This window comes from Candidatus Nitrosacidococcus sp. I8, from assembly GCF_945836005.1.
Lineage (GTDB): Bacteria > Pseudomonadota > Gammaproteobacteria > Nitrosococcales > Nitrosococcaceae > Nitrosacidococcus.
Map to the genome: position 1 here is coordinate 639,458 of NZ_OX241534.1, position 24,735 is coordinate 664,192.

20 protein-coding genes are annotated in these 24,735 nt (G+C 37.3%); 14 read left to right on the forward strand and 6 right to left on the reverse strand.

All coding sequences use genetic code 11. The features are described 5' to 3' along the window. The first annotated feature begins 3 nt into the window (after positions 1 to 3). From OOL07_RS03195 to OOL07_RS03230, 8 genes are all read left to right on the forward strand, one after another. Positions 4 to 2,160: a CotH kinase family protein gene (locus OOL07_RS03195; protein WP_264694982.1), complete on the forward strand. Its 2,157-nt coding sequence runs from the start codon at positions 4 to 6 to the stop codon at positions 2,158 to 2,160. Positions 2,161 to 2,268: 108 nt separating this feature from the next. After that, positions 2,269 to 3,375, forward strand: a complete 1,107-nt coding sequence (locus OOL07_RS03200) for an S-(hydroxymethyl)glutathione dehydrogenase/class III alcohol dehydrogenase (protein ID WP_264694983.1) — start codon at positions 2,269 to 2,271, stop codon at positions 3,373 to 3,375. A 23-nt stretch (positions 3,376 to 3,398) separates the two neighbouring features. Then, positions 3,399 to 3,539, forward strand: a complete 141-nt coding sequence (locus OOL07_RS03205) for a hypothetical protein (protein ID WP_264694984.1) — start codon at positions 3,399 to 3,401, stop codon at positions 3,537 to 3,539. After that, positions 3,536 to 4,207, forward strand: coding sequence for an S-formylglutathione hydrolase (gene fghA / locus OOL07_RS03210; RefSeq protein WP_264696315.1), 672 nt, complete (start codon positions 3,536 to 3,538; stop codon positions 4,205 to 4,207). The genes OOL07_RS03205 and fghA overlap by 4 nt, the downstream gene beginning before the upstream one ends. 91 nt (positions 4,208 to 4,298) lie before the next feature. After that, positions 4,299 to 4,718: a hypothetical protein gene (locus OOL07_RS03215; protein ID WP_264694985.1), complete on the forward strand. Its 420-nt coding sequence runs from the start codon at positions 4,299 to 4,301 to the stop codon at positions 4,716 to 4,718. A 272-nt stretch (positions 4,719 to 4,990) separates the two neighbouring features. Next, complete coding sequence (locus OOL07_RS03220; protein WP_264694986.1) at positions 4,991 to 5,413, forward strand: hypothetical protein; 423 nt, start codon at positions 4,991 to 4,993, stop codon at positions 5,411 to 5,413. A gap of 283 nt (positions 5,414 to 5,696) precedes the next feature. Beyond that, positions 5,697 to 6,107, forward strand: a complete 411-nt coding sequence (locus OOL07_RS03225) for a nitrosocyanin (protein WP_264694987.1) — start codon at positions 5,697 to 5,699, stop codon at positions 6,105 to 6,107. A gap of 247 nt (positions 6,108 to 6,354) precedes the next feature. Beyond that, positions 6,355 to 8,217 carry a DUF3300 domain-containing protein gene (locus tag OOL07_RS03230; RefSeq protein WP_264694988.1) on the forward strand — a complete coding sequence of 621 codons (1,863 nt, stop codon included), beginning with the start codon at positions 6,355 to 6,357 and terminating at the stop codon, positions 8,215 to 8,217. Between the two features lie 21 nt (positions 8,218 to 8,238). Here OOL07_RS03230 and OOL07_RS03235 read toward each other — a convergent pair whose 3' ends face one another. From OOL07_RS03235 to OOL07_RS03245, 3 genes are all read right to left on the reverse strand, one after another. Continuing rightward, positions 8,239 to 9,150 carry an AEC family transporter gene (locus OOL07_RS03235; protein WP_264694989.1) on the reverse strand — a complete coding sequence of 304 codons (912 nt, stop codon included), beginning with the start codon at positions 9,148 to 9,150 and terminating at the stop codon, positions 8,239 to 8,241. 21 nt (positions 9,151 to 9,171) lie between these two features. Next, positions 9,172 to 11,967 (reverse strand): valine--tRNA ligase, encoded by a 2,796-nt coding sequence (locus tag OOL07_RS03240; protein WP_264694990.1) that lies wholly within the window; start codon positions 11,965 to 11,967, stop codon positions 9,172 to 9,174. A 505-nt stretch (positions 11,968 to 12,472) separates the two neighbouring features. Then, complete coding sequence (locus OOL07_RS03245) at positions 12,473 to 13,135, reverse strand: HAD family hydrolase (RefSeq protein WP_264694991.1); 663 nt, start codon at positions 13,133 to 13,135, stop codon at positions 12,473 to 12,475. A gap of 86 nt (positions 13,136 to 13,221) precedes the next feature. Between OOL07_RS03245 and OOL07_RS03250 the strand changes: the two genes are divergently transcribed. After that, a complete protein-coding gene (locus OOL07_RS03250) occupies positions 13,222 to 15,138 on the forward strand; it encodes a DCC1-like thiol-disulfide oxidoreductase family protein (RefSeq protein ID WP_264694992.1) in 1,917 nt (638 codons plus the stop codon). 23 nt (positions 15,139 to 15,161) lie between these two features. Continuing rightward, positions 15,162 to 15,806 carry a hypothetical protein gene (locus OOL07_RS03255; protein WP_264694993.1) on the forward strand — a complete coding sequence of 215 codons (645 nt, stop codon included), beginning with the start codon at positions 15,162 to 15,164 and terminating at the stop codon, positions 15,804 to 15,806. A 4-nt stretch (positions 15,807 to 15,810) separates the two neighbouring features. Here OOL07_RS03255 and OOL07_RS03260 read toward each other — a convergent pair whose 3' ends face one another. Then, positions 15,811 to 16,665 carry a RibD family protein gene (locus OOL07_RS03260; protein WP_264694994.1) on the reverse strand — a complete coding sequence of 285 codons (855 nt, stop codon included), beginning with the start codon at positions 16,663 to 16,665 and terminating at the stop codon, positions 15,811 to 15,813. A 70-nt stretch (positions 16,666 to 16,735) separates the two neighbouring features. Here OOL07_RS03260 and OOL07_RS03265 point away from each other — a divergent pair, with 70 nt between their 5' ends. Then, complete coding sequence (locus tag OOL07_RS03265; protein WP_264694995.1) at positions 16,736 to 16,939, forward strand: hypothetical protein; 204 nt, start codon at positions 16,736 to 16,738, stop codon at positions 16,937 to 16,939. A gap of 67 nt (positions 16,940 to 17,006) precedes the next feature. Next, entirely contained in the window at positions 17,007 to 17,867 is an 861-nt protein-coding gene (locus tag OOL07_RS03270) for a DUF4743 domain-containing protein (RefSeq protein WP_264694996.1), read from the forward strand. 1 nt (position 17,868) lies between these two features. Here the strand turns inward: OOL07_RS03270 and OOL07_RS03275 are convergent, their stop codons facing one another. Further along, positions 17,869 to 21,372 carry a helicase gene (locus OOL07_RS03275; protein ID WP_264694997.1) on the reverse strand — a complete coding sequence of 1,168 codons (3,504 nt, stop codon included), beginning with the start codon at positions 21,370 to 21,372 and terminating at the stop codon, positions 17,869 to 17,871. Then, positions 21,369 to 22,256: a type I-F CRISPR-associated endonuclease Cas1f gene (gene cas1f / locus OOL07_RS03280; RefSeq protein WP_264694998.1), complete on the reverse strand. Its 888-nt coding sequence runs from the start codon at positions 22,254 to 22,256 to the stop codon at positions 21,369 to 21,371. Before cas1f ends, OOL07_RS03275 begins: the two co-directional genes overlap by 4 nt. A 155-nt stretch (positions 22,257 to 22,411) precedes the next feature. Between cas1f and OOL07_RS03285 the strand changes: the two genes are divergently transcribed. Together OOL07_RS03285 and OOL07_RS03290 are read left to right on the forward strand one after the other, a co-directional pair. After that, positions 22,412 to 23,779, forward strand: coding sequence for a type I-F CRISPR-associated protein Csy1 (locus tag OOL07_RS03285; RefSeq protein WP_264694999.1), 1,368 nt, complete (start codon positions 22,412 to 22,414; stop codon positions 23,777 to 23,779). 8 nt (positions 23,780 to 23,787) lie between these two features. After that, positions 23,788 to 24,696, forward strand: a complete 909-nt coding sequence (locus OOL07_RS03290) for a type I-F CRISPR-associated protein Csy2 (protein WP_264695000.1) — start codon at positions 23,788 to 23,790, stop codon at positions 24,694 to 24,696. Positions 24,697 to 24,735: the final 39 nt, after the last annotated feature.

Below are 24,735 nucleotides of genomic sequence, written 5' to 3' on the forward strand. Positions count from 1 at the left end.
ATTATGAACTCTAGAATACAAGCGCTATTACTGATAAGTATATATAGCCTGTTTAACATAGCATCTCTAAAAGCAGACACAACTGCACAAGCCAGCCTAGAGAAAAACCCAACAACCCCTAACGAAGTTATCTTTTCTCAACCTTCAGGATTTTACAAAGAAGACTTTACCCTTACCCTAAGCCATCCAGATAACAACATCACCATTTATTACACCCTAGATGGATCAGAGCCTGATCCCAACAACTTAAAGGGTAGTACCTATCGCTATAAAAATAACTATGAGCAACCACCTAATAAACCTAAAGATAACTTTCTATACCATCGTTATAAAACCTATCAATATAGCCAACCCATTCTTATCAAAGATAGAACAAATGAGCCTGATAGAATTTCTCAAATTTCTACTACCTTTGATGAAAAACCAGATTATTTTCCTCAAAAAAATCAGGGCTCAAATAATACAAACAGAATAATTAAAGGTACTCCAGTACGTGCTATTGCTGTCAATGAGGCTGGAGTAAAAAGCCCGATGATTACCCATACTTTTTTTATTGGCAGTCAAGAAGAGTTTCACTTGCCTATTATCGCTTTGACTGTGCCAGAGAAAGATTTATTTGGCTACGATGAAGGGATATTTGTTGTAGGTCGTGATTATGATGAGTGGTTAGCCACTGAACCAGAGCAACTTAAACCTTCTCGGGCAAGTAGTACACCGGCTAATTGGCATAGAAAAGATAAAGTCGCTACAAGAAAAAATGCTGCTATGGAGCAGCTTAACCAAAATCAATTATCCCCTAGTTTAAATGTAGAATTAAAAATCCATGGTAATGGTTCTCGAATGGATTCATATAAGAGCTTTAGGGTCTACTTAGAGGAAAACCAATCGTTAAAAGGTTTTGTCCCTAATGGAGAGAGGTTAACCGGGTTACGGTTAAATTTTAGACATGATGGGATACCTCATGGAATTATCAGATCGAGCAATTTTGTTACTGATACCGCAGCCCAAAGAATCACAGAAGGATTATCTTTTGGTACCCAACATTCCTATGGCTATCGTAATATCTTCTTGAATGGAGAATATTATGGGATTAGAAATATCAGAGATGCCAAAGATAATCGCTATGTTAGTCACTTCTATCATTTAGCCCATCGAAAAAAAATAGAGATATTATTCAACAAAGCCAATAATGAAGTCCCCACGAACGAAGATCTCCCTTCGCTTTTAAAAGGAAATTTTGAAGAGTGGAATAAACTTAACCAAGCCTTTGAGCAAAAAGAAAATCAAAATTTAGATTTTGCTCAAAACTATATCGATGTAGAGAGCTTTATTGATTATTATATTGCCGAGATCTTTTTAGCCAACACGGATTGGCCTCAAAATAACTATGCCTTTTGGAAATATTTAGGTAAGGCTGTAGAAAATAATCTAACTTCTGATGGAAGGTATCGCTGGCTAATATATGATTTAGATGCCGCTTTTCTGAAAATAAATAATAAATCATTAGAAAGAGCGACTGTTACCGATTCTGAGCGATACCCCTTTACCTTCATGTTCTCCACTTTACTTAAAAGTCCTGAGTTTAAAGAACGATTTATTACTAGGTTTAGCGATTTAATGAATACCACTTTCGTACCAGAGCGAATGGTAAAAATTATAGAAAATACGAAAAAAGAAGTAGAAAAAGACATTCTGCTTCACATTGAACGCTGGAAATATCCACCTAGTATGGAGGAATGGAAAAATAGTATTAATCTTATGATTGGATTTGCTCGTCAGCGTCCTGCTATTCAGTACGAACAACTACAAGATTTTTTTAAGCTGGATAATACTTATCAAGTTAAAGTAGATGTCAATGATTCTGCTTCTGGGATAGTTACAGTAAATACGCTTCAGTTAGGGTTAAAGGACAATGAATTAACAAAGCCAATAGCAGCAACTGATTCTGCCATATTTATGGAAGATGTTTTAGCTTTGCCTTGGCAAGGTAAGTATTTTAAACAGCTACCTCTTAAACTAGAGGCTATTCCTAAATCTGGCTATCAATTTAGTCATTGGCAAGGAGAAGGGCTTACTCAAGCACAGATGATTCATCCTATTTTAGCGTTACAGCCAAAATCTAATATAAAGCTTGTTGCCGTATTTGAGAGGGAAAATTAATTTTCCCTTTATAGGCGAACGCTATAAATTCTCCCCCATTAAAAGCCTAACCCTTATAAGGTACACTTAGTCATTCCTTTGTTGAAAAATTTATAGGAGTTACTACCCATGAAAACACGTGCTGCGATTGCTTGGGAGGCAAATAAACCTCTTGTAGTTGAAAATATCGAACTTTCAGGTCCTAAGGAGGGTGAAGTATTAGTAGAGCTTAAAGCTACAGGTATTTGCCATACAGACTATTACACCCTTTCTGGATCCGATCCTGAAGGACTTTTTCCTTCTATACTTGGTCATGAAGGTGCTGGGGTAGTGGTGGAAGTGGGTGCAGGAGTGAAATCCCTCAAAATAGGGGATCACGTCATTCCCTTGTACACTCCAGAATGTCGTGAATGTAAGTTTTGTTTATCTAAAAAAACCAATCTTTGCCAAGCTATTCGCCAGACTCAGGGGCAAGGATTAATGCCTGATGGCACTGCTCGATTCTCTTTTAAAGATAAATCTATATTCCACTATATGGGCACCTCTACTTTCTCAAATTATAGTGTGATCCCAGAAATTGCTTTGGCTAAAATTCGGCAGGATGCTCCTTTTGATAAGGTATGTTATATCGGCTGCGGAGTAACCACTGGAATTGGGGCAGTGGTCTTTACTGCTCAGGTAGAAACGGGGGCTAATGTAGCTGTCTTTGGATTAGGTGGCATTGGGTTGAATGTGATTCAAGGTGCCAAAATGGTAGGGGCTAATAAGATTATTGGTATTGATACTAATCCAAATCGAGAAATGATGGCTCGTCAATTTGGGATGACTGATTTTGTTAATCCTAATAAAATTGAAAATGTAGTAGATACTATTATTCAACTCACCAGTGGCGGAGCAGATTATAGTTTTGAGTGTATTGGTAATACTCAAGTCATGCGCCAGGCACTAGAATGCACGCATAAAGGGTGGGGGCGAAGTATTATTATTGGCGTAGCTCCTGCAGGGGCTGAAATTAGCACCCGTCCATTCCAATTGGTTACTGGGCGAAAATGGGAAGGATCTGCCTTTGGAGGTGCAAGAGGTCGAACCGATGTACCTAAAATTGTAGATTGGTATATGGAAGGAAAGATTAATATCGATTCTTTGATTACCCATACCTTAGCACTAGAGGATATTAATGAAGGCTTTGATTTAATGAAAGCAGGTAAATCAATTCGAGCAGTGGTAGTTTATTAATCAAATAGTATTGGAGGAATATTATGCTAGAAGTTTGTAGTTCCCATGCTTGTTTTGGTGGTACTCAATACTATTATCAGCATCAATCTAAAGTGATTGGGTTACCCATGCGATTTTCTGCTTACATACCACCCCAAGCAAAAAAAGGTCCAGTACCTGTATAACGAGTACAGAAGAAACCTTTATGATTAAGGCGGGGGCACAACGGTTAGCTGCAGAATATGGCATTATACTGGTTAGTACGGATACCAGCCCGAGACAAACAGGAATTATTGGCGAAACTGATAGCTGGGATTTAGGAGCAGGGGCTGGATTTTACTTGGATGCTATTCAAAACCCATGGTCTCAACATTTTAAGATGGAAAGCTATATCACTCAAGAACTCTATGCACTTGTACTTAAAGAATTTCCGGTAGATAGTAATAAAGTAGGAATTTGGGGACATTCCATAGGTGGTCATGGTGCTTTAAAGCATCCAAAATTATACTGCTCTGTTTCAGCTTTTTCACCTCTTGCTGCCCCTATTTATTCATCATTGGGGCAAAAAGCATTTAGCCATTATCTGGGAGAAAATCGCCAACTTTGGCGTAGATATGATGCCACTGCATTAATTGAAGATGGTTATCGGATGCCAGAGCCTCTTATTGATCAAGGATTAAATGATGAATTTTTATCAGAACTATGCCCAGATCGTTTAGAAACCGCTTGTAAAGTAGTAAATCAGCCGCTTACTTTGAGATACCATAAAAATTATGATCATGGCTATTATTTTGTCAGCACGTTTATTATCGATCATATGAAGCATCACTTAGATATTTTTTCCAACCGCTAATTTTTTTATTATATTTTTCTTTTAATTTAAAAAAATTGGTCTACTTTTATAAGTGCCTTTATTTAATTATTATTTCAGGAGGGCATAATTAATGAATATTAAAGAGAGACTAATAGATGCGGGAAGAGAGCTTACAAGGATAGGGCAGGATTTAGAGCTGCTCGAGCAAAATATTAATATAGGGAAAAACAGACACGAGCGAGTCGTACACGGAGAAAGAATTGAGCAACTAGAAATAAAATTAAAGGAATTTAAACATCAATTCTTACAGTTGGAAAGTAGTATCGTTTGCGGACACAAGAAATTTGAAAAGGAATTTCATACCCACTTAGAAGAGATTAAACATCGTCATCACCATTTTGAGAATAAGCTAGGAGATGTCCATTTAGCTCATGCGGAATCATGGAATTTAGGCGAGAATTTACCTATTGGTACAGCAATATTTGACGGTATTGGCCAATGGGTGACTCATCTATTTCGCCGTGATCGCAAGCTTGAACATCATACCTAGCTTTAAATCATAAAATCGATAAAGGGATGCCTTAATTTCTATATTTTTAGTTATTAACATAAGCATCCCTTGTTCTTAATTTATAGGATTACAATCGTTTCTGCAATAAAAATTTAATACTTATATTTAAGTATTAAGTAGCTTAAGACTTAATGTATTTTAGTTTTTCATAAAAGTTAAAAATTTCTCTTTCTTTACCTGGAAAGGTGGAGTACATTAATAGATGTATTCTAAATACCTTTTTAAATTATTTTATCCGGGAGGGTAGAGCCATGAATATTGAAGAAAGGTTAATTGAATCAGGAAGAGAATTAGCAAAATTGGGACAAGATATCGATCAACTTGAACAAAATCTAAATATAGGTAGTAATCAAGATAAGCGAGCAGTTCATAGAGAAAAAATTGAAAATCTAGAGCTAAAATTACTAGAATTTAATCAGAGATTCCTGCAACTAGAGCACAATATTATCGATGGTCACAAGGAATTTGAGAGAGAATTTCATACCCATTTAGAAGCCATGAAACACCATTATCGCTCCATTGAGGATCAATTAGGAGGAGTGCGGCTAGCCCATGCCGAATCTTGGCACTTGGGTGAAGGAGCGTCTATGATAACCGCTATTTTTGATAAGATAGGTAACTGGGTTGATCAATTACTTCGCCGTAACCGGAATTTAGAAGGACATCGTACTTAATGAAGTAGTTTATTTTAGAATAAGAATTAAAGGGATATTCGGCTTAAAGTGAGGTATTAGCGTGGATATCCCTTTAATTTATGAATCTAAAATAGACCTAACCCTATTTAGGATAGGTCAATATTGATTGACATTACTATACTTACTCTCTAAAGTATTTGGGTAAAAATCTTTATTCATATAGTAATAAAGCTAACTATGCTTTATTTCTAGCTTGGTTAGAAATAACTCTTAGTTTTTAATAATAAATTTTTGTTAATTTTAGGTTGAGGAATATTAAGTTATGAAAATAACTAAAGCAATATTAATTGGTTTTTTAAGTGCATTATTTGTAGGTGCTGCTCAAGCAAAGGAAGTTGATTTCACGGTAGTAATGGAAGCTGATGATATCAATATTCCAGAGCTCAAAGTAGAAGGAGTAACTATTAAGAATATTCGTGAATTCCATGTACTCAACGAACCTGCTGGTCTTGTAGTACATAAAGGTGATACCGTTAAAATTACCGTAGACAACAAGTCTCCTATTAGTGAAGGATTTGCTATTGATGCTTATGGCATTAAAGAAACCATTAAAGCTGGAGAAAAAGCAACAATTAATTTAACTGCAAATAAGACAGGCGCTTTCACCATTTGGTGCCATCTCCATCCTAAAGGAATTCACCTACCCGGTTCTTTAAATGTAGTAGAAGACTAATCTTAAATTTAGTATAGTACAATACTACTCTTAATTAGAGGCGGTAATATATTACCGCCTCTTTTTATTTATGCTTATCAAGCCAAGTTAATTTAATCCCTACTACATAGAGATTAATAATCCTAAACTAGCGGTTAAACACCTCTAAAACCATAAGAAATAATTATTAAGGTTAATTTAATTCGGCAGCCTTAATATTTATTTTGATGATCCCCTTCAAAAATACAAATATATAAGGGAAAGTACTATGAAAGTTAAAGCGAACTTATTTTATACAATGGTAATTATATTTTTTGCTTTAATTTTCTCTCCATCTGTTAGTGCTGGAGAAAATGAGGCTTTTACTACTGAAGAGCTTGATCAAATATTAGCACCTATCGCTCTTTATCCCGATAGCTTATTAGCCCAGCTACTGATGGCTTCTACTTATCCTACTGCGATTAGTGAGGCTGCTAAGTGGTCAAGTGAAAATCCTACTTTAGAAGGATCAGCGGCAGTGAGGGCAGTTGAAAATAGAGACTGGGATCCAAGCGTAAAATCCATAGTGGCTTTCCCTCAAATCCTATCTACCATGAACGATAATCTAGATTGGGTACAACGATTAGGTTATGCGTTTATAAATCAAGAAAAAGAATTATGGGATCGGGTTCAATACCTCCGCAAAAAAGCAAAAGAAGCGGGTAATTTAAAATCTAATGATAAATATCAGGTAAGCACAAAAGCGCAAACCATCATTGTTCAGTCACCTAATCCTGAAGTTGTCTATGTCCCTTACTATAATCCATCCATAGTATATGGTCCTTGGTGGTGGCCTTCTTATCCACCTATCTGGTGGAATCCTTGGCCTAGTTATGGACTATACCCTGGCTGGGGGGGTGGTTTCGCCTGGGGAGGGGTTGGAATTTCTATTGGGGCTGGATTCTTTTTTGGCGGAATTAACTGGGTGTATGGCTATTCACAAATAGCCTATTTTAATAGTTTTTATTATCCCTATGGACTCTATGGTTATGGTAGTCATAGGGGACCTATGAGGTGGCACCATCGTAGTTATGGGCGGCTTGACGGGTATGATCGCAATAGAATCCCTTATAAAGGTGGCGGACAAAGATATACCCCTTCAGTAAGAGATCGCACTATTCCTAATCTTAATAATCGTAGTAACGGCGGAAGGTCTTTTACGGGTGCAGGCAGCAGAGGAAATCAATTAGCCCCAAGTGCGATACAAAGAAGTACGCCTTCTGTAAATGGTCAACAAATCCCAAGCTTAAATAAAGATGCTCAAGGAAAGTTATTAAATAATGGTGGACGTGTTGCTCCTCAAGCAATACAAAGATCTGTACCTTCGACCACAAACCAGCAAATTCCTCAGTTTGATCGTAATATTCAAAAACCTACTACCAACAATCGTCAACCTATTGCCCCTAGATCTATTCAGGGAAATACTCCTCCCTCTATAGAAGGGCAGCAGGTGCCTAGCTTTAATAGAAATATTCAGAATAGTAGCGGGTCACGGCTTGCTCCTCAAACGATAACACCGCCTAGATCTGCAACCGAACGTATTCCCCAATTTAATCGTAATAACATCCAAAGACCTGAAATTGGTAGCCACCAACAATTTAATCCTCAGACTATTCAAAGATCTTCACCTACCATAACGAACCAGCAGCAAGTGCCTAACTTTAATAGAAATATTCAGAGTAGTGATGGAACACGACTTGCTCCTCAAATAATTACACCACCTAGATCTGCAACCGAGCGTATTCCCCAATTTAATCGCAATAATATCTCAGCCCCACGATCTAATGCGTCTATACCTAGATCTATGCCTAGCGTGACAAATCAGCAGCAAGTACCTCAATTTAATCAAAACACCCAAAGACCAATGAATAATAGAGAGGCGGATCCTCAGACAATTCAAAGATCTGCACCTATGATAAGGCAGCCAGCACCACAAATGAGATCAGGAGGATTTAGAGCAGCCCCCTCGTTTAACAGTGGTAATCGTGGATTTGGATCGACACCTTCATTCAATAATGGCAGTGGAGGAATGGGAAATGCACCTGCTGATGCTGGTGGCAGAGGTGCTAGTGTTTGGGGCAGAGGACGCTAGTTTAAGTAACTTAAACTAGCTTTATCCCAGCTTTAATATGAAGTACCAACCAGCCATGGTTATAAAAGAGGTGAGTATTCCGATGCCCACTATCATAGAGCTTAAGTTAGGGCGTAGCCCATAGGAGATTGCAATAATAGATCCAGTAATCATAGGCCCAGTAGCAGCTTCCATAACGCTAACTTCAAAAGGGATTCCTGATTGGTTAAATACAAATTTATAAACACTATAGATGGTAAGTGGAATTAAAATTAATTTAACAAATAAGCCAATAGAAATATAACGCCAATACCCACTTTCTAATTCTATTTTTAACTGATAGCCTACAGAAATTAAAGCAATAGGAGCTACTGTATCCGCTAACGGTTTAATAGCACCCTTAATGACTTCTGGAAAATGCCAGCCAAAGAGTGCCATAGTAAAACCAATTAAAAAAACCAAGAAAGGTGGAAATTTAAAAACCGCTTTTCCAATTTGAAAAAAATTAGCTCCTCCTTCGGAATGAATGGTGGCAACCATAATTCCTAGAGTAGATAGCACCACAAAAGATCCTGGAAGATCTACCATAATAAGCGTTTGTAATCCCTCTGCCCCATAAAGAGCACTAATAACAGGAATACCTACAAAAGAGGTATTCCCTAAGCCACTGGTGAGAATGAGTGCACCTATCAGGTTTCGAGACCAATTGAGTTTCTTACCTAGTAAAGTAAAAAATAGCCAAGCAAAAACAAACCCTATCCAAGCAACACTTACAGGGAAGAGTAACTTCGGACTTACCGTAATATTTGGCAGATAATATAGTGCCATCATAGGTAAGGCGATATATATGACATATTGATTTAATACGATTGGGGTTTCTTCTGATGAAATTTTAAATTTTCTTAACAAAAACCCTAGTAAAAGGCATAAGAAAAGTAGAATTAAATTTGACATTAAATATATAGAATTAAAAAACTAAGTTTTGAGTGCTGCTATTTTAGTGTGCTGCTCTTCTATCGCTTTTAGAGATACTACAAGTTCTTCTGCTTTTTGCCGTTCTTTTGCCACCACTTCAGCAGGTGCTCGTTCAACATAATTAGTATTGGCTAGTTTATTTTGAATCTGTGCTAGGATTTTACGGATTTTTTCCATCTCCCGATCTAACCTTGCCAACTCTGCTTGAGCATCGATTAGTCCGGCTAAAGGGATAAAAATTTCAAGATTACCTATTAAAGCGGTTGCAGAAGGGGGAGGAGCTTCCTCATTTAGCCAATGAATAGAATCTATCTTAGCTAACGTTTTTAATAACGAATCATGAGAATCTACTTTAATCTGATCGCTCTCTATCTTAGATTGGAGCAAAATAGGTACTTGCTTATTAGGTGAAACATTCATTTGGGAGCGAATTGAGCGTACTTCAGTAATAAAGGCAATCACCCAGTTAATCTCTTCAATCGCATTTTGATTAATTTGGTTAGGGTTTGCTGTAGGGTAGGACTGCTTCATAATAGTTTCCCCCTGATGAGTAGATAAAGGAGAAACCTGCTGCCATATTTCTTCAGTAATAAAAGGAATAATAGGATGGAGTAAACGTAATAGAGTTTCTAAAATTTCGATTAAAGTTTGGCGAGTGCCTTGCTTTTGCACCTCAGAAGTTTCAGGGCTATTTAAAATAGGTTTGGCAAATTCTAAATACCAATCGCAATATTCATTCCAAGTAAAATCATAGAGTGCTTGAGCACCATGATCAAAACGATAGGTTGCAAAACTATCAGTAACTTGCTGGATAGTCAGCTGAAAGCGGGAATAAATCCACTGCTCTGGCATACCTAAGATAATTTCTTGCCCAGAATAGGTAACATTTGAATCCACATTCATTAATACAAAGCGAGCGGCATTCCAGAGTTTATTACAAAAATTACGATAGCCTTCAATGCGTCCTAAATCAAAGCGAATGTCTCGCCCACCTGTAGCTAAAATAGCAAAAGTAAACCGTAGTGCATCACAGCCAAAAGCAGGAATACCTTGAGGAAATTCTTTTTTAGTTGCTTTTTCAATACCTTTAGCAAGAGCTGGCTGCATTAACCCTGTGGTACGCTTGGCAAGCAGGGATTCTAAATCGATCCCATCAATTAAATCTAAAGGATCGAGCACATTGCCTTTAGATTTGGACATTTTCTGCCCTTCTGAATCTCGCACTAGACCGTGAATATATACTTCTTTAAAAGGAACTTGCCCTGTAAATTTAAGTCCCATCATAATCATCCGGGCTACCCAGAAGAAAATAATGTCGAAGCCTGTAATCAATACGCTGGTGGGATAAAAAGAGCGAAGCTGTTCCGTATCTTCAGGCCAGCCTAGAGTAGAGAAGGGCCATAAGGCAGAAGAAAACCAAGTATCTAGCACATCCTCATCTTGGATAAGCACAAAATTGCTAGAGAGACGATATTTTTCCCTTACTTTTTCTTCACTAGCGGCTACATAGACTTTACCTTGAGAATCATACCAAGCAGGAATGCGATGCCCCCACCAAATTTGTCGAGAGATACACCAATCCTGAATATTTTCCATCCATTGAAAATAAATTTTGCTCCAATTTTCAGGAACAAACTTTATTTTTTCTTCTTTGACTGCCTTAATTGCAGGTGCTGCCAGTATTTTAGCATTTACAAACCATTGATCTGTTAGATAAGGCTCAACCACCGCTTGGGAGCGATCACTACGAGGTACCATCAATTTGTGATCTTCAATTTTTTCTAAAAGCTCAGCATTCTCTAAATCTGCAACAATCTGCTTTCTTGCCTCAAGCCGGTCTAATCCTTGGTATCTTTTAGGAATAAGTGAATCGGCACTAATATGAGCATCTATAGTAAAGATATTAATTAATCCTCTATGGGGCTGAGTAGATAATTTATCTTGATGCCGCTGCCATACCTCATAGTCATTGAAATCATGAGCTGGAGTGATCTTGACGCAACCACTACCAAATTCTGGATCTACATAGCTATCTCCAATAATAGGAATCACCCGATTGGTAAGAGGAAGAGTTAGGGTTTTTCCAATAAGATCTTGATAGCGAGGATCTTCTGGGTGAACGGCTACAGCTACGTCCCCAAGCATAGTCTCTGGGCGAGTAGTCGCCACAATCATATAGCCACTGCTTTCAGTAAGAGGATAACGCATATGCCAAAGATGACCTTGTTCTTCTTCTGAAAGTACTTCTAGATCAGAAATAGCAGTATGGAGCACCGGATCCCAGTTAACTAGCCGTTTGCCTCGATAAATAAGCCCTTCATCAAAAAGCTGCTCAAAAACAGTAGCGACTGCTCGAGATAAGCTTTCATCCATAGTAAAGCGTTCTTGCCCCCAATCTGCTGAAGCCCCCATACGACGAAGCTGGCGAGTAATAGTGCCTCCTGATTGGGCTTTCCATTCCCAAATACGTTGGGTAAAATGCTCTCGACCTAAATCATGACGAGTTTTTCCTTCTTTATTGAGCTGCCTTTCTACTACCATTTGAGTAGCAATGCCTGCATGGTCCGTTCCTACTTGCCATAAGGTATTATTTCCCTTCATTCGATGGTAGCGAATTAAAATATCCATCAAGGTATCCTGAAAGGCATGACCCATATGAAGATGACCTGTCACATTAGGGGGGGGGATCATAATACAATAGGGTGTACCCTCTCCTTGGGGAGTAAAATAGCCTTTTTCTTCCCAAAGTTGATACCAACGCTGTTCAATTTCTTGTGGGTGATAACTTTTATCCATGAAGTATAAATTGCTAAATAAAGTAGTTAAAAAATTTTAGAAATAGAAAATATTATTTAATTTATTTTGCCTCTATTAAGGTGTATAGTGCCGTGGAAGAACCTATATCTACTTATTCGATTCCTCTTAAGTTTAGAAAGCTAGAGAATCTACATATTTTATTCTGGCTTTTTAAGGATATTAGCTGGTGTTTGATCTGGAAACCGTTAGGAATTGCGATGATTTTCCCAACCCTAATAGCCGCAATAATTATTACTCTGCATACCAGAAATATATTTGCAGAGTTATGCCATAATCTTGCCGTTATTTTCTGGATTAGTGCTAATTCCTACTGGATGGTCATAGAATTCTTAGAAATTGATGATTCTATAATTGCTTATTCCATTACTTATAAATATTTAGCTGTCATTCCCTTTTCTTTAGGGATATTTATTTTGTTGTATTACTATTCATGGTATAGCTTGAAAAATAGAATTAATCCCTCCCCTTAGCATAAGGACAGAGCTTAATACAATAATCTAGCGAAATCTTTTACAATATAATCTGCTTCAGATAATTCCTCTTTAGTGTTAGTTGTGGTTAATGCTACCACTTTCATTCCTGCTGCTTGCCCAGAGGTAATCCCTGCAATGGAGGCTTCAAAGACTAAACAATATTGAGAAGCGACATTTAATTTTTGAGCAGTTAAAAGATAAATTTCAGGATCAGGCTTTCCTCTCTGAATATCTGCACTATAAACTACCTCTTCAAAATATTGCCTGATAGGCAAATGGTCAAACATAAAATTAATATTAGTAAGTATCCCTGAGGTAGCAATAGCCAGTTTTATTTGCCTTTCTCTAAGAAAATTTAGAATCGAAGTAAGCCCTGATACTTCCTTAATATGAGGTTGATGTATTTTTTGATAAATTTCCTCTTTTTCAAGGGTAAGTGCTATTGCTTCATCGGCTGGCATTTTACGATTAAATACAATCTCTAAAGTATCTTTATTGGTTTTTCCGCTCAGATGCTCCTTAAAAAAGGATTTAGTCATGGATACTCCCTTATTTTTTAAAGAGATAAGCCAGCTCTCTAAATGATAGTCATTATTATCAATAATGGTGCCATCTAAATCGAAAATAGCTGCTTTGATGTGGCATTGATGAATAATTTCGCTTATTTTGTTCATTCTTTTAAGGGTATTCTGGCTAATGTATTATGATAGTGAGTATTTTTTGAAAAGATAGATTGCTTATTCATTCTTACCATTTCCTTATGTTATATCAAAAACTACGCTCTGCCATTTTCCAAGGACTCCAAAAACAAGTACCCATCACTGGGCTTGCTGTTTTTCGTATTTTTTTAGGGTTAGTAATTTTTCAAGAAGTTGCTTTTCTTTATTACTTTCGTAGTCTTATTTTTGATCCTACTCCAAATGTGGAAATTGCCTCTCCTACTATTCATCTATTTTTATTACTCTGGGGGTTTGCTGCACTCTTTTTAATATTGGGCTATCGTACTCGATTTGCAGCTGGAGTTAATTATTTTTTCTGGGTCATTTTTACTATCTTTACCCCCATGTGGCGTAACTTTGATGGTGGCTTTGATCAATTAATGATTGGTACAGGGTTTCTGTTACTTTTTCTACCTGCAGAAAGAGGGTTATCTCTAGATAATTTAAGAGCTAAATTAAGTCTTTCTACCCCTAAAAATCACTATATTCCGCTCCAAACCACCTCGGTTTTAAGCTATTACCTGCCCTTGGTCATTTCTGTTGGGCTAGTTTATTTAGATTCTGATATTCATAAATTTTTTGCACCCCAATGGCAAAATGGACTTGGAGCATGGGCACCTGCCATCATGCCTTATTATATTTCTGCCCTCAATATGAACTGGCTATTAAACTTTGAGGGGCTACAAAAACTCATAAGCTATTCCATTATTATTTTTGAATTTCTCTTTATTTTTATCTGCTATTTCCGTATTTTTCGTGTCCCTGTGCTGATTTATGGATCAGCTCTTCATTTAGGGATTATTTTTACCCTGAATATTTATCCCTTTGGCTTTGCTATGCTTGCCCACTATTGCCTGATGGTGCCTTTTGCTTGGTGGCGAAAGATTAAAACTTGGGCTCAATTTAATAGCTCAGAACTTACTGTTTTATATGATCAAAACTGCCCCTTATGTAATCGTACCGCTATCATTATTCATCACTTTGATGGATTCAATGGGGTTTCTTTCAAGGGGTTGCAGGATCATCGAGAGTCATATCCACAAATCAGTCAATTTACAGAAGATCAGCTTCTTAAAGATCTTTATAGTATCGATTCCCATAACCAAGTTTATTTTGGAATCGATACCTATATTCAGATTTTTAAAGCGATGAAATATACCGCACCTTTAGGCTGGATAATAAGTATCCCTGGTATTTATCATATAGGAAGCTGGATATATCGGAGGATAGCAGATAATCGTGCTCGGATTACCTGTGATGAGCAATGTTTATTACCTTTAAATAAAACTGAAAAAAAGAGTTCTTTTATTGATAGGTTATATGATCGTTATGGAAAAACAGAGCAAAAACAGTCTACTAGGATTACTAAATTCTTAGTACTTATTCTGTTATTACAACTCAATAGCTCTATTCATTATGGTGTTTTTTACCGTTTAAATATTAAAGCTACCGAAGAAATAGGACAGCTAGCCTCTCAAATCAGCAATCAAATCCTTGCCCTATCTAATGCTTTTTTAGGAATTACTCCCCATGCTTTTTATCTCCACGATCATCTTCAAGACTACAACCATATTTTAGCTCTTACTTACTTAGATAAAGAAGGTAAGGAGCAATGGCTACCCTTTGTTAATCAAGAAGGACGATTGGTTGCTCCTAACTGGGGAAGAGTTCAGTCTATGTGGGCTAATGTAGCAGTTACGCCCCATATTAATGCTTATCGTCTTCATAAATTTGTTGGTAAGGTTACTGCATTTTGGGGACCTAGCATAGGAGCTGATTTACAGGATGCAGTCTTTATTATTAAAGCAAAGAATATAGCAGTACTTTTAGAGCATTGGGAAAAAGATTTGCGAAATAAAAATATAAAACAACCTTGGGTAGATATTGGTAAAGTGGTTTGGAAACAGCAAGTGATGGAAATTAAGTTTAACTCAGGGATCAATATAGAATCCTTATAACATCTCCTATTAAAAATAACACAATGAAATCTATATTAAATTTTATTTTATCTTTACTCTTGTGTCTTCCCATTATAGCTTTTAGTGCTACAAAAATGCCTCAACAGGAAGTGGCTGAAAAATTTTGGGCAGCTATAAAATCAGATGATGAAAAATCGTTGGCTAAATATACTGCTGCTCAATCTATCAAAGAAGGTGAAATCACATCGCCACTACCTAGTATCTCAAACTTTAAGCTAGACAAAGGGGTAACTCTTGAAGATGATGAGGCAAAAATTAAGACAACCATTACTTTAATAGATGAAAAAACTCAAAAAACTACAGAAATTCCTACAATTACTGTGCTTATTCAAGAAGGTAGAACGTGGAAGGTTCTCTATAGAGAATCAATAGGAGTAGTAACTGAAGCTCGTGAGCTTACTAATTTACTTGGAAACTTTCAGAATTTAAGTGATGTGTTTGGAAAAAACCTAAATGATTCGGTTGATAAATTACAGCAATCCTTACCTGCTATGGAGGAAAAGCTGAGAACTATGCGGGAAAAGCTCAATACCCAAATGCCTGAGTTTAAAGATCGATTAAATGGAATAACCAACGAATTAAATAAATTATTTAATGATCTGCAAAAGAATTTACAAGAAAACCCACCTACAAAGAAAGATATATAAAATACTACGAACATCGGTCATAAATCGCAAAGAGTTGGTTTATTTCATTTTCATTGATTTTACTATCGTAATATAAAGCATGGAGCTTAAATTCTGTAGGAATAATGAGTTGCTTTCCTGTTAAAAGGGTATCAAAATCAGTACCACCTAGCAGTTTCAAAGCATGGGTAAGATAAAGACGGTCAATTTGGTTATTCTTAACTAAAGTATGAAATACTTGGGATCCAGCTGCCATATAAATGGTTTTCATCCCTATTTGCCCTAACATAGTAATGAGTTGTTGACCTTTCACTTGAGCACCACTACCTGCAATAATAATACGAGCCCCTTTTTCTTCTAATTTTTGTATTTTTTCTAAATTCCCATCAGATCCAGTAGCAACATAAATCGATCGATCAGAATCTAATAGTTTTTCTGAAAGGGTAAAATCAAGGCTACTACTGATAATAATAATGGCAGGTTGTGGTGATAGTCCTTGAGATACTCTCCATTTAATCAAATCTTGGTAGCTTGATTTTGTACTGATAGGGAATCCATCTTGGGCTGTATTTTGTGCTAACTGTCGCATATAACGCCCACTGACCAGTATGCCATCGGCTTGAGCAGCCAGCTCTTGAAACAAACGCCAATCTCTTTTATTCCCAATTGCTTCTGGTACGACATGTGCTTTAGTTTTAGAATGCACTAAGGAGATTCTTCCATCTAAGCTAGTAATAAAATTTGCATAAACAAATGGACGTAAATTGCTACCTAATTTTCGTAAATTTTGATGTAAGAAAAGATTTTCTAGCGATATACTCTCACTGAAATCAGGAAAAATTTTTATTAGCTGGTTATGACAATTTTTGCTAGAATTCATGATTGATATGACAATTTTTGTTAATATCTACTTACTTACATTTTAAACATAGATAATAAAGGATTAGAAAATGAGTGTAGATAAAGAAATGGTAGAAGCACTGTGCGCTGAACTACAACAACTATGCACAGATTTAGATTTAACGGGAGAGAATTCAAAAAATAATTACGTAACAAATACTCAAGCCTATCAACCCTCTTCTAATAAACTAGGGTTTGATCAGGCTATGCTAGGGTTAGGTAGACTTAGTTTCTTTACTCAGAATATAGATTAAACTATATTAGCTTATAAATAAAAAATTCTACCCATGAGCACTTAAGCTAAAACTGATCCTTTATTTTATGAGTTACTTACAACACATTCTAGACTGTAATCAGTATTCTCTATCCAACTTTCGTTCCTTTTATGTGAATGGACTCAAAGTAGGCCAGCTAAAACATGATTTTGCTGAAATACTTAAGACTTGGCCAAAATTATTTACAGTCTCTTCGGTTGCAGTTTCTCTAAACCCTACACTTGATTCTTTTATCGCTAAGACTCAAGCAATGGCTGAAGTTTCCCAATCTTTGGTAGAAAAAGGAGTGATTCCTAATTTACGCCAAGAAGCTTATCCAGTCACATCTTCTTCTCGAAAAAAAGCATTGTTTACTATTGATAGAGGGGTAATCCCTCATTTTGGAATAAAAGCTTTTGGTCAGCATTTAAATGGCTTTGTTAGAGATCAAGGGCAACTAAAAATCTGGGTGGGTCGACGTGCTAAAAACAAATGGAGTGATTCAAATAAGCTAGATAATATGGTAGCAGGGGGATTACCTCATGATATTTCCTTAGCAGATAATCTTGCTAAAGAATGCTGGGAAGAAGCCGGTATCCCTTTAGAGCTAAGCAAACAAGCTTACCCAGTAGGCTACATTTCTTATCAAGTGGAGTCAGCCAAAGGATTACTCAAACCAGATGTTATTTATTGTTACGATTTAGAGCTTCCTGCTGACTTTACTCCTCAATGCCAAGATGGGGAAGTAGAAGAATTTTATTTATGGTCAATGGATAAAGTTGCAGATATTGTGTGTCATTCAGATGAATTTAAGAAAAATTGCAATCTTGTCATTATTGATTTCCTGATTCGCCATGGCTTCATTACCCCAGATCATCCTGAGTATTTTGATTTGGTTTCTGGATTACGATCTCCTTTATCTACTTAAATTATTCTTTAACAAACTGCCAACCAATTAAATCATTGTATTCTAAGCATTTACCACCCTGAAAATCATCTCCAGAGGAAAGAGAGAGCGCGTTAGTAATATAGTATTTACCTTCTAACCCCCTTTGTGCTAACTGAGCCCGCCAATCCTCATTGAGCTGATGGCAGTTAAGCACCTTATTATCAAAATAAGATTGATGAAGGGAGCTGTATTTATTTATTTCTTTTACTAGGTAATTAATCCCTTTAGTTTGTTTTTCCTTTTTTACGACCCCTTTTTTATCACCTTGATCAAGGTACCTCCAACCTTCCTCTTCTTCTGGATCAAACCACAGTAAATTTAAATTCCTATCTTTACGAAAAGGGCAAAGCTGACTATGTTTTTGGGTAAATATCATGGAGGAGTTATTGCCTTCAATAAAATACATAGCTTTTTTCTCCTCCTGATCATCTTCAAGAAGTATTTTGAGTTGCCCATGTTCAAGTTGACTCATATTGGAATAGTAGTACTTCTTTGCCTCTATGTTCTCTTCAGTCTTCTCTGGAGCTTGAAGAGTAAAGCGAGAATCAATAGATTTTTTTAATCCGTTAAGATCAAATACTTGAGAAAGATCATTTCTTTGTTTAGGATCTAGTGCAAACTTCCCTGATTCTGGACCGGGCAAACTAAACCCTAAGGCTTGATCTCCATATTCTAATTTTCGCATCGTTTGACTCATCATTCCTATATTCCCTTGAGAGACCTGTAAATCTCGCCGATGCCGCCATACTCTACCTGCCATTTGAATTAAAGACCAATAGGAGTTAGGCTCTACAATAGACCAATCATAATCATGATCTCGGCCTACTTCAGAAATGGGCGAAGTACTTACCACCACCAATAAATGTTTTTTCCCTTGCTGCTGGCAAGCGTTCAGAATTTTAGAAAAATCAGAATCCTCATGGGGTTGTCGATTACTACGTTTTAATAACTTATTGAGAGTTTGTTCCATATGATGGCGAATTAAGGGCAGATGCTTAGCGTGGTAACAAACGAGCTTAAGCTGTACATGTTCGTTTAAATCAAACTCATGGTTAAGCCAATAATAGGCAAACCCTCGAGTATGTTTAGTATTAGTCCATCGTACACAGCCAATGGAGTAATGAATACCTGTTGTGGGATCTTGTTGATTCCATTGCTGATGTAACTCCCAACAAGTAGCCATTACGTTTTGATATGCTTTATTTTGGCTATCTGTTATGGGCACTAAATTAGAATGTAAACGACGGCGTACAGGCTGTTGCTTATTTATTTCTAGTAATTTAGCGATAAATCCTTGGTGACGATTTACGAAATCCTTTTTATCTTTAATCTCACTGATTTTAATACGTTCCGAATGATGACTAAACCAACCACAAGCAATAGGCGTAGGATTTATGCCTTGTAATTGTTGCCAACGATGAAATCCTGTCTCATAAGCCTGATAAAAGCTATGAGCAATAGCAGGTGGTAGCGTAGCTGAAGAGAGTAATAATTTTCGCCCATTAAACCCCACCGCATAGGCTAATTTTAATAGGGCAGGTAAGTCCTCTGTGGAAAAACTATCAATTTCATCAATAATAAGATCTGAGCTTGCTAGCCGAAATCCCAATAATGCCGCAGAAGCCTTTTGGCTTTGAATAAATGGCATTAAATGATCTACGGTACAAATTAAGATGGGAACTTGTAGTAAATGATTGAGCTTAGGATTATTTGGTGCATTTAATTCTTCAGGCCAAGGACTATCTGGATCATAATCAAATACGCCACTTAGCCCGCCATAAAAATCATCATCTAATGTGCTACTCTCTCTTCCTGATTGCTCTTGCTCTGTAAGATTAGAGTCAATACTTTCTTGCTCTTTGCCTAACTCATGAAGGGCAATGGTTAACGCACCACCTACCATCACCGCACACTGATCCTTACTTTCATTGAGGGTGCCAAATCCTAAATCATCACGATATTCATCCCCCGTTTGTAAGGTTAGAGTGCGCAATCCAAGGGCAACAGTAAAGCGGTAGTTTTCATGCTTATGGAGTGCAGCTAGAATTCGAGCGTTTCCTCGGGTTTTTCCTGATCCAGTTTCTGCCATAATCAAACCAAAAAAACCGGATTGCTCTAAATTTTCTACTTTAAGTAATTTATGCTCTGCCTCTTGCTGCCACTTAAAAGCATCTACCGTAATAGGACTTTTTAATGAAGGCGGAGAATATTCAATTGTTTTCGCATTTTTGTTTTGCTGAAGTTGGGATAAATGATTAAACCCTCTGCCTGCTAATTTGCCCACTCGTTCTAAATGACTAGCAAGAGTTTGCCTAAGCTGACCTTGATAACTGTTGGCAAAACATTGTTGTCCCTGTTTAGATTGGGAGTCAATGGCATATTCTTTAGAGGCAGTACTAGAAATTTTATGATCGGCTAGCACTAGTGCACAACGAGCATGATAGCGTGCTGCACTATACCAAAGAGCATAATCATGGACAGGAAGTGCATGCTCTTCTAGTAGATAATGTGCTCGGCGAGCATGTTTTATAATCTCATTAACTAATTTTGGAGATTGCTGCCAAGCAGGATCATATTCTGTTGCTAAAGCTAATCCCTTTAAGATCGATTCAGGTTGATTTAAATAAGTTTCTTCTAGAGGACTAAAACTTTCTTCATGGCCATCGGGTAATTTATGATGAGAAAGGATGAGAAAACACAAGACGCTTAATAAGAGAGGTAACCCTTGTTTTTCTTCCTCTCTTATAGATCCCCATGGCGGCTGTAATGTACTGCCTTCGCTCGGCATTAAATGCTGCCAAGCTGATTCTGGGGTTTCTTGCCAAATTTGATTTAGTTTTTCGTATACATTTTTTGAATCAGCAAGAGCATTGAGCCATTGATTATCAGTAATATGATCCAAAGATCTATTTGAATTTACCTTATTTCGTCTACGGCGACGGGGAGCAGGTGAAGACTCCGATTCTATTGCCGGTGTATCTGTGATGACTGGTGGGCAAAGTAACTCAATAATCCGTAAAAGTAAGAGTAAAGAAAGCCGCTCATGGCGAATAGGATCGCTCTGATTAACTTTAGAATCTCGTAGTTTTGCCTGAAAGCAAGCTCCATGCTTACCAAAATCATGAAAAAGCCCAGCTAGAATACAAAGATGGCTTAATAAACGAATGGCTGGAGGAGTTTCTTCTTCCTTTGGTAAAGGGGTTGCACTATAGCTAAAACAAAAGGTGCCATCATAATTAAAATGTCGCCGACTCCCTACAATCCACACTAATTCGGTTTGATAACGACCTTTAATTCGATGACAGGCAATGGCACTATGGCGGCTGGCAGTTTTAGTGAGGGCTTGGCGTATATCCCTAAGCCCTTCTTCGCTCATCCGAGCAAGCCAAGTTCGCCGTCCAATTTGGGTACCATAGTGGGATAGAATTCTCCGAGATCGCTTCCAAGCTGCCTTTTCACATTCACTGATAAAAAGTACGATCATCGCTGGGTAATCTCTTTAATGGCTTGGAATAGAAAAGTAATCGCATCACTTTGATCTAGCCATGCAATACAAGCTTGGCGCATTTGCTGATCCGACTGACCCGCCGCCGCCTGCTGAAAAGCAATAGGCATCACGCAAGTATCTTTAATGATATCTGCCACATCAAAGACCAATGCTCCTCGCCGGGTCATACCATGAATCAAAGGCAGTGCATGGGGAATTCCTAACACCCATAACACTACGGCACTAATGCCGTAAGCCAAATAATTACCGTGATCTAAATAACTATTAAAAGGATCTAGATAATCCCGTTTACCCGGATCTCGAGTAAAGTTTTTTACTTGAGTACATTGTGCCCACAAGCCATAGAGTTTTTTTGCAAATTCAGCCTCTCGGCTAAGGATAGCTTGGGTATCCTCTGCAGTTTCAATTTGAGAAAGATAATAGCTTGCTAAATCTTCAACTACAGATTGAGGAGGCTTTGGATCGGCTATCTTAAACCATCGCTTTAATAAGAATTCTGCCCGTTTTCTTTGAAAAATTTTTGCAGCGCCCAATCGTTTATGCTCATCTTGCCATAGAGTAATCCAAGCTTGGCAATACTCGGTAGGGCGATATTCATTCAAGCTTGCTAAAAATAAAGGCGTACCGCCACCGCCTACAAAAGCTACCATCACTTGAGCACTGGCTAATAATCGAGCAGCTGCTTGGGTAAGGGAAGTACCACTACCTAGCAAAATAACATTGGTGTTTTCTGGTGGAATCGAAAAAAATTTAGTCAGTGCCTTTTCGTCTCTGGCATAAACAACTCGTTCGTCTTTTGCCATAATTCGGCAGTGCTCTAAATAATAGAGTCCTTGTCGATGAGATGGAAGAATCGACATAAAATCACCCTAAGATATTTGCTTGATTATTAAAAACTCTCTAATCAGAGAGGTGAAAATTTACGTCAATATATGACAAAAACTTTACAAAAAAGTGACATTTAGTGTTAAATAATATGACAATTTTTGTAAAAGTATAATAATTATAATCACCCATGTTTATAGAAAACTTAAACCAATATCTTAACATTGATAAAAAATCTACTAAAGATTTTAAAGCAATTTTATTAAGACATAGTAGTGTACCTCTCTTTATAGCTGAGGATGAAATTCCTTTATTACTTAAAATTGCTTTAAGTCTTTGCTATGGAGACATCCCTTCTGATAAAGAATGGGAAATACTGCTTAATGAACAAGCAATGGAGGAGAGGGCAAAAGAAGCTTTAAGAGCAAAAGTTATTGATAAAACTATTGGGGGAACATTTATTTGGGCTGCATTAGTGACAGAGATAGGCACTCATCATCCTAAATCCCGTAACGATAAAATTAGCTCTGGATCAATTACTGCAACTAACCTAATCCCACCTCCTAAAAAACTAGGCTTAGTGACTTCTGCCCATCTTGAAAATATTAAAAGTCTTTCTGGATCAGGCAATGGTGCCTACGTTGCGCACTATCAATGGCTTAGTTTTACCTATGAAGACTCTCAGGGAACTCTTAGCATTCTTGAACGAGTAGCAAGACAAGATCAAATCTTAAAGCAAATTCTATTAGATCTTGGGATTTCTACAGAAGACTGGGATTATTTTCATCAAGCTGTAGTCAATCACTTCAGTACCTCTAATGATGCCCCGTTAGATCGCCAGCTAAAACAAATTTTTATTCCTGATCCTACCTGCGGTGGAGATGACTATCTTGTGATAAGCCCCCTATCTGCTACAAGGATGGTAGCTGCTTTCAAACAATATCGGGAAAAACTACGAGAAGAATCAGCATATATTGTTACCTCTTCATTAAAAGTAGGGGGTACTAAACCACAAAATGCAGGCAGTTTAATCAATGAACTAGGAGGGCATTTACATTTATTAAAAATGACTATACCTAGTGCTCACTTAAATAATAATTATTATCGGCGATTAAAACAATTGACTGCCTCAAGTGCTCCTTATTTATTTTTGCCTATAGCAAAAAAAGAGGCAGAAAAATTAGAAAAATGGTTAGAAATCGATTGGAATACTACCTATGGTAATCGCCAAGATCACTTAGATCAGTTAGAAAAAAAGATTTCAGCTTGGCTTATTCCAGAATTAGAAGCTCAAGATCAGTTTCTAAGCTGGATAGCCAGCCATCACCCGGATGCAATTAAAGCTAGAGAAAATCTTGAAACTAAACAATTACCTCATTGGGTAAATGTTTTGCTTGGATTAAATAGCTTGCCTATCAGTAACCAACAGTTTACCCAAGCATTACAAAAGGATGCGTATCAAGCCCTAACTTTTTATTTTAAATCTCTACTAGATGATGCTCTCTACCAGCTAGTTACAGATGCATTCAACCGTTCAATTAATTATTTACACCACTAGGGGGTTGCATGGATCAGTACTATTTATTATTACCTATGATAAAGATTACCAATATAAATTGGGAGAGTAGCCACTTAACGTGTTCCCTTCCTTTGACTGCCATTGCTGGATTTGCAGATTGCTTAGTTAATTTTGAGCTCGATAAGCATGCACCAGAAGCCAATACAGATTTAAAAGGATTTGCCGTATGCCTTCATGAAGGGGAAATTTATGACGGACTGACAAAAAACCCCTTAGCCCTATGCAAAGGCAATGGAAATAAACCAAATGAAGACGATTTGATAAATCCGCCGATTATTCCTGAACTCAAAGGTCACGCTATTTTGAGCTTAGTCATTAAATTAGAAGTAAGCAATAAATCTGCTATGGATGCTTGGATTGAACAAAGGGCAAATCAGATACTATATGCTTGCCGAATTGCTGGAGGAGATATTATTCAAGCAGGAAAGCCTCGAATTTTTTCTAAAATAAAAGAGCTCGCCCAAGCCATGAATCAATTACCTACTGGCTGGTTTATTAAAGACCGAGCAGAACTCATTGCTAAAGAAGAAGATCCTTTTAAAGCCCTCATGGATGCAGTAGCTTGGTTTCCTCCTGAAACCGATTCAGACTCAGCAGAAAAACAACCTAAGCAACGTCGCTATCCCGGCTGGCTTTATGCTACTTGTGTGGGTTATCAATTACTCGAAGAACCTCAAGATCGCCCCAATCGCAGTCATGGTGTAAAAGATAGCGATCCAGTTAATCATGCCTATGCAGAACCTGCCCATAGTCTTGCAGAACTTATTTGGGTGCGTAAGTTACTACCACTTTTCTCAAAAGAAACCTCTGATACTGATGATAACTGGCTTCAAGGATTACTTTGGGATTGGAAAACCCATCGGGAAAGTAAAACTGTCTATTTATCTGCCAAATAACAATTCGTTTTTAGAAAAAAACCATTTTATATTGAGGAG

Coding starts and splice junctions, on each gene's coding strand:
- OOL07_RS03265 (WP_264694995.1), top strand. CDS start 16,736: ATGAGTGTAGATAAAGAAATGGTAGAAGCACTGTGCGCTGAACTACAA.
- OOL07_RS03250 (WP_264694992.1), top strand. CDS start 13,222: ATGTTATATCAAAAACTACGCTCTGCCATTTTCCAAGGACTCCAAAAA.
- OOL07_RS03275 (WP_264694997.1), bottom strand. CDS start 21,372: ATGATCGTACTTTTTATCAGTGAATGTGAAAAGGCAGCTTGGAAGCGA.
- OOL07_RS03290 (WP_264695000.1), top strand. CDS start 23,788: ATGGATCAGTACTATTTATTATTACCTATGATAAAGATTACCAATATA.
- OOL07_RS03235 (WP_264694989.1), bottom strand. CDS start 9,150: ATGTCAAATTTAATTCTACTTTTCTTATGCCTTTTACTAGGGTTTTTG.
- OOL07_RS03225 (WP_264694987.1), top strand. CDS start 5,697: ATGAAAATAACTAAAGCAATATTAATTGGTTTTTTAAGTGCATTATTT.
- OOL07_RS03270 (WP_264694996.1), top strand. CDS start 17,007: ATGAGTTACTTACAACACATTCTAGACTGTAATCAGTATTCTCTATCC.
- OOL07_RS03220 (WP_264694986.1), top strand. CDS start 4,991: ATGAATATTGAAGAAAGGTTAATTGAATCAGGAAGAGAATTAGCAAAA.
- OOL07_RS03245 (WP_264694991.1), bottom strand. CDS start 13,135: ATGAACAAAATAAGCGAAATTATTCATCAATGCCACATCAAAGCAGCT.
- OOL07_RS03230 (WP_264694988.1), top strand. CDS start 6,355: ATGAAAGTTAAAGCGAACTTATTTTATACAATGGTAATTATATTTTTT.
- OOL07_RS03260 (WP_264694994.1), bottom strand. CDS start 16,665: ATGAATTCTAGCAAAAATTGTCATAACCAGCTAATAAAAATTTTTCCT.
- OOL07_RS03285 (WP_264694999.1), top strand. CDS start 22,412: ATGTTTATAGAAAACTTAAACCAATATCTTAACATTGATAAAAAATCT.
- OOL07_RS03240 (WP_264694990.1), bottom strand. CDS start 11,967: ATGGATAAAAGTTATCACCCACAAGAAATTGAACAGCGTTGGTATCAA.
- OOL07_RS03205 (WP_264694984.1), top strand. CDS start 3,399: ATGCTAGAAGTTTGTAGTTCCCATGCTTGTTTTGGTGGTACTCAATAC.
- OOL07_RS03255 (WP_264694993.1), top strand. CDS start 15,162: ATGAAATCTATATTAAATTTTATTTTATCTTTACTCTTGTGTCTTCCC.
- cas1f (WP_264694998.1), bottom strand. CDS start 22,256: ATGTCGATTCTTCCATCTCATCGACAAGGACTCTATTATTTAGAGCAC.
- OOL07_RS03200 (WP_264694983.1), top strand. CDS start 2,269: ATGAAAACACGTGCTGCGATTGCTTGGGAGGCAAATAAACCTCTTGTA.
- OOL07_RS03215 (WP_264694985.1), top strand. CDS start 4,299: ATGAATATTAAAGAGAGACTAATAGATGCGGGAAGAGAGCTTACAAGG.
- OOL07_RS03195 (WP_264694982.1), top strand. CDS start 4: ATGAACTCTAGAATACAAGCGCTATTACTGATAAGTATATATAGCCTG.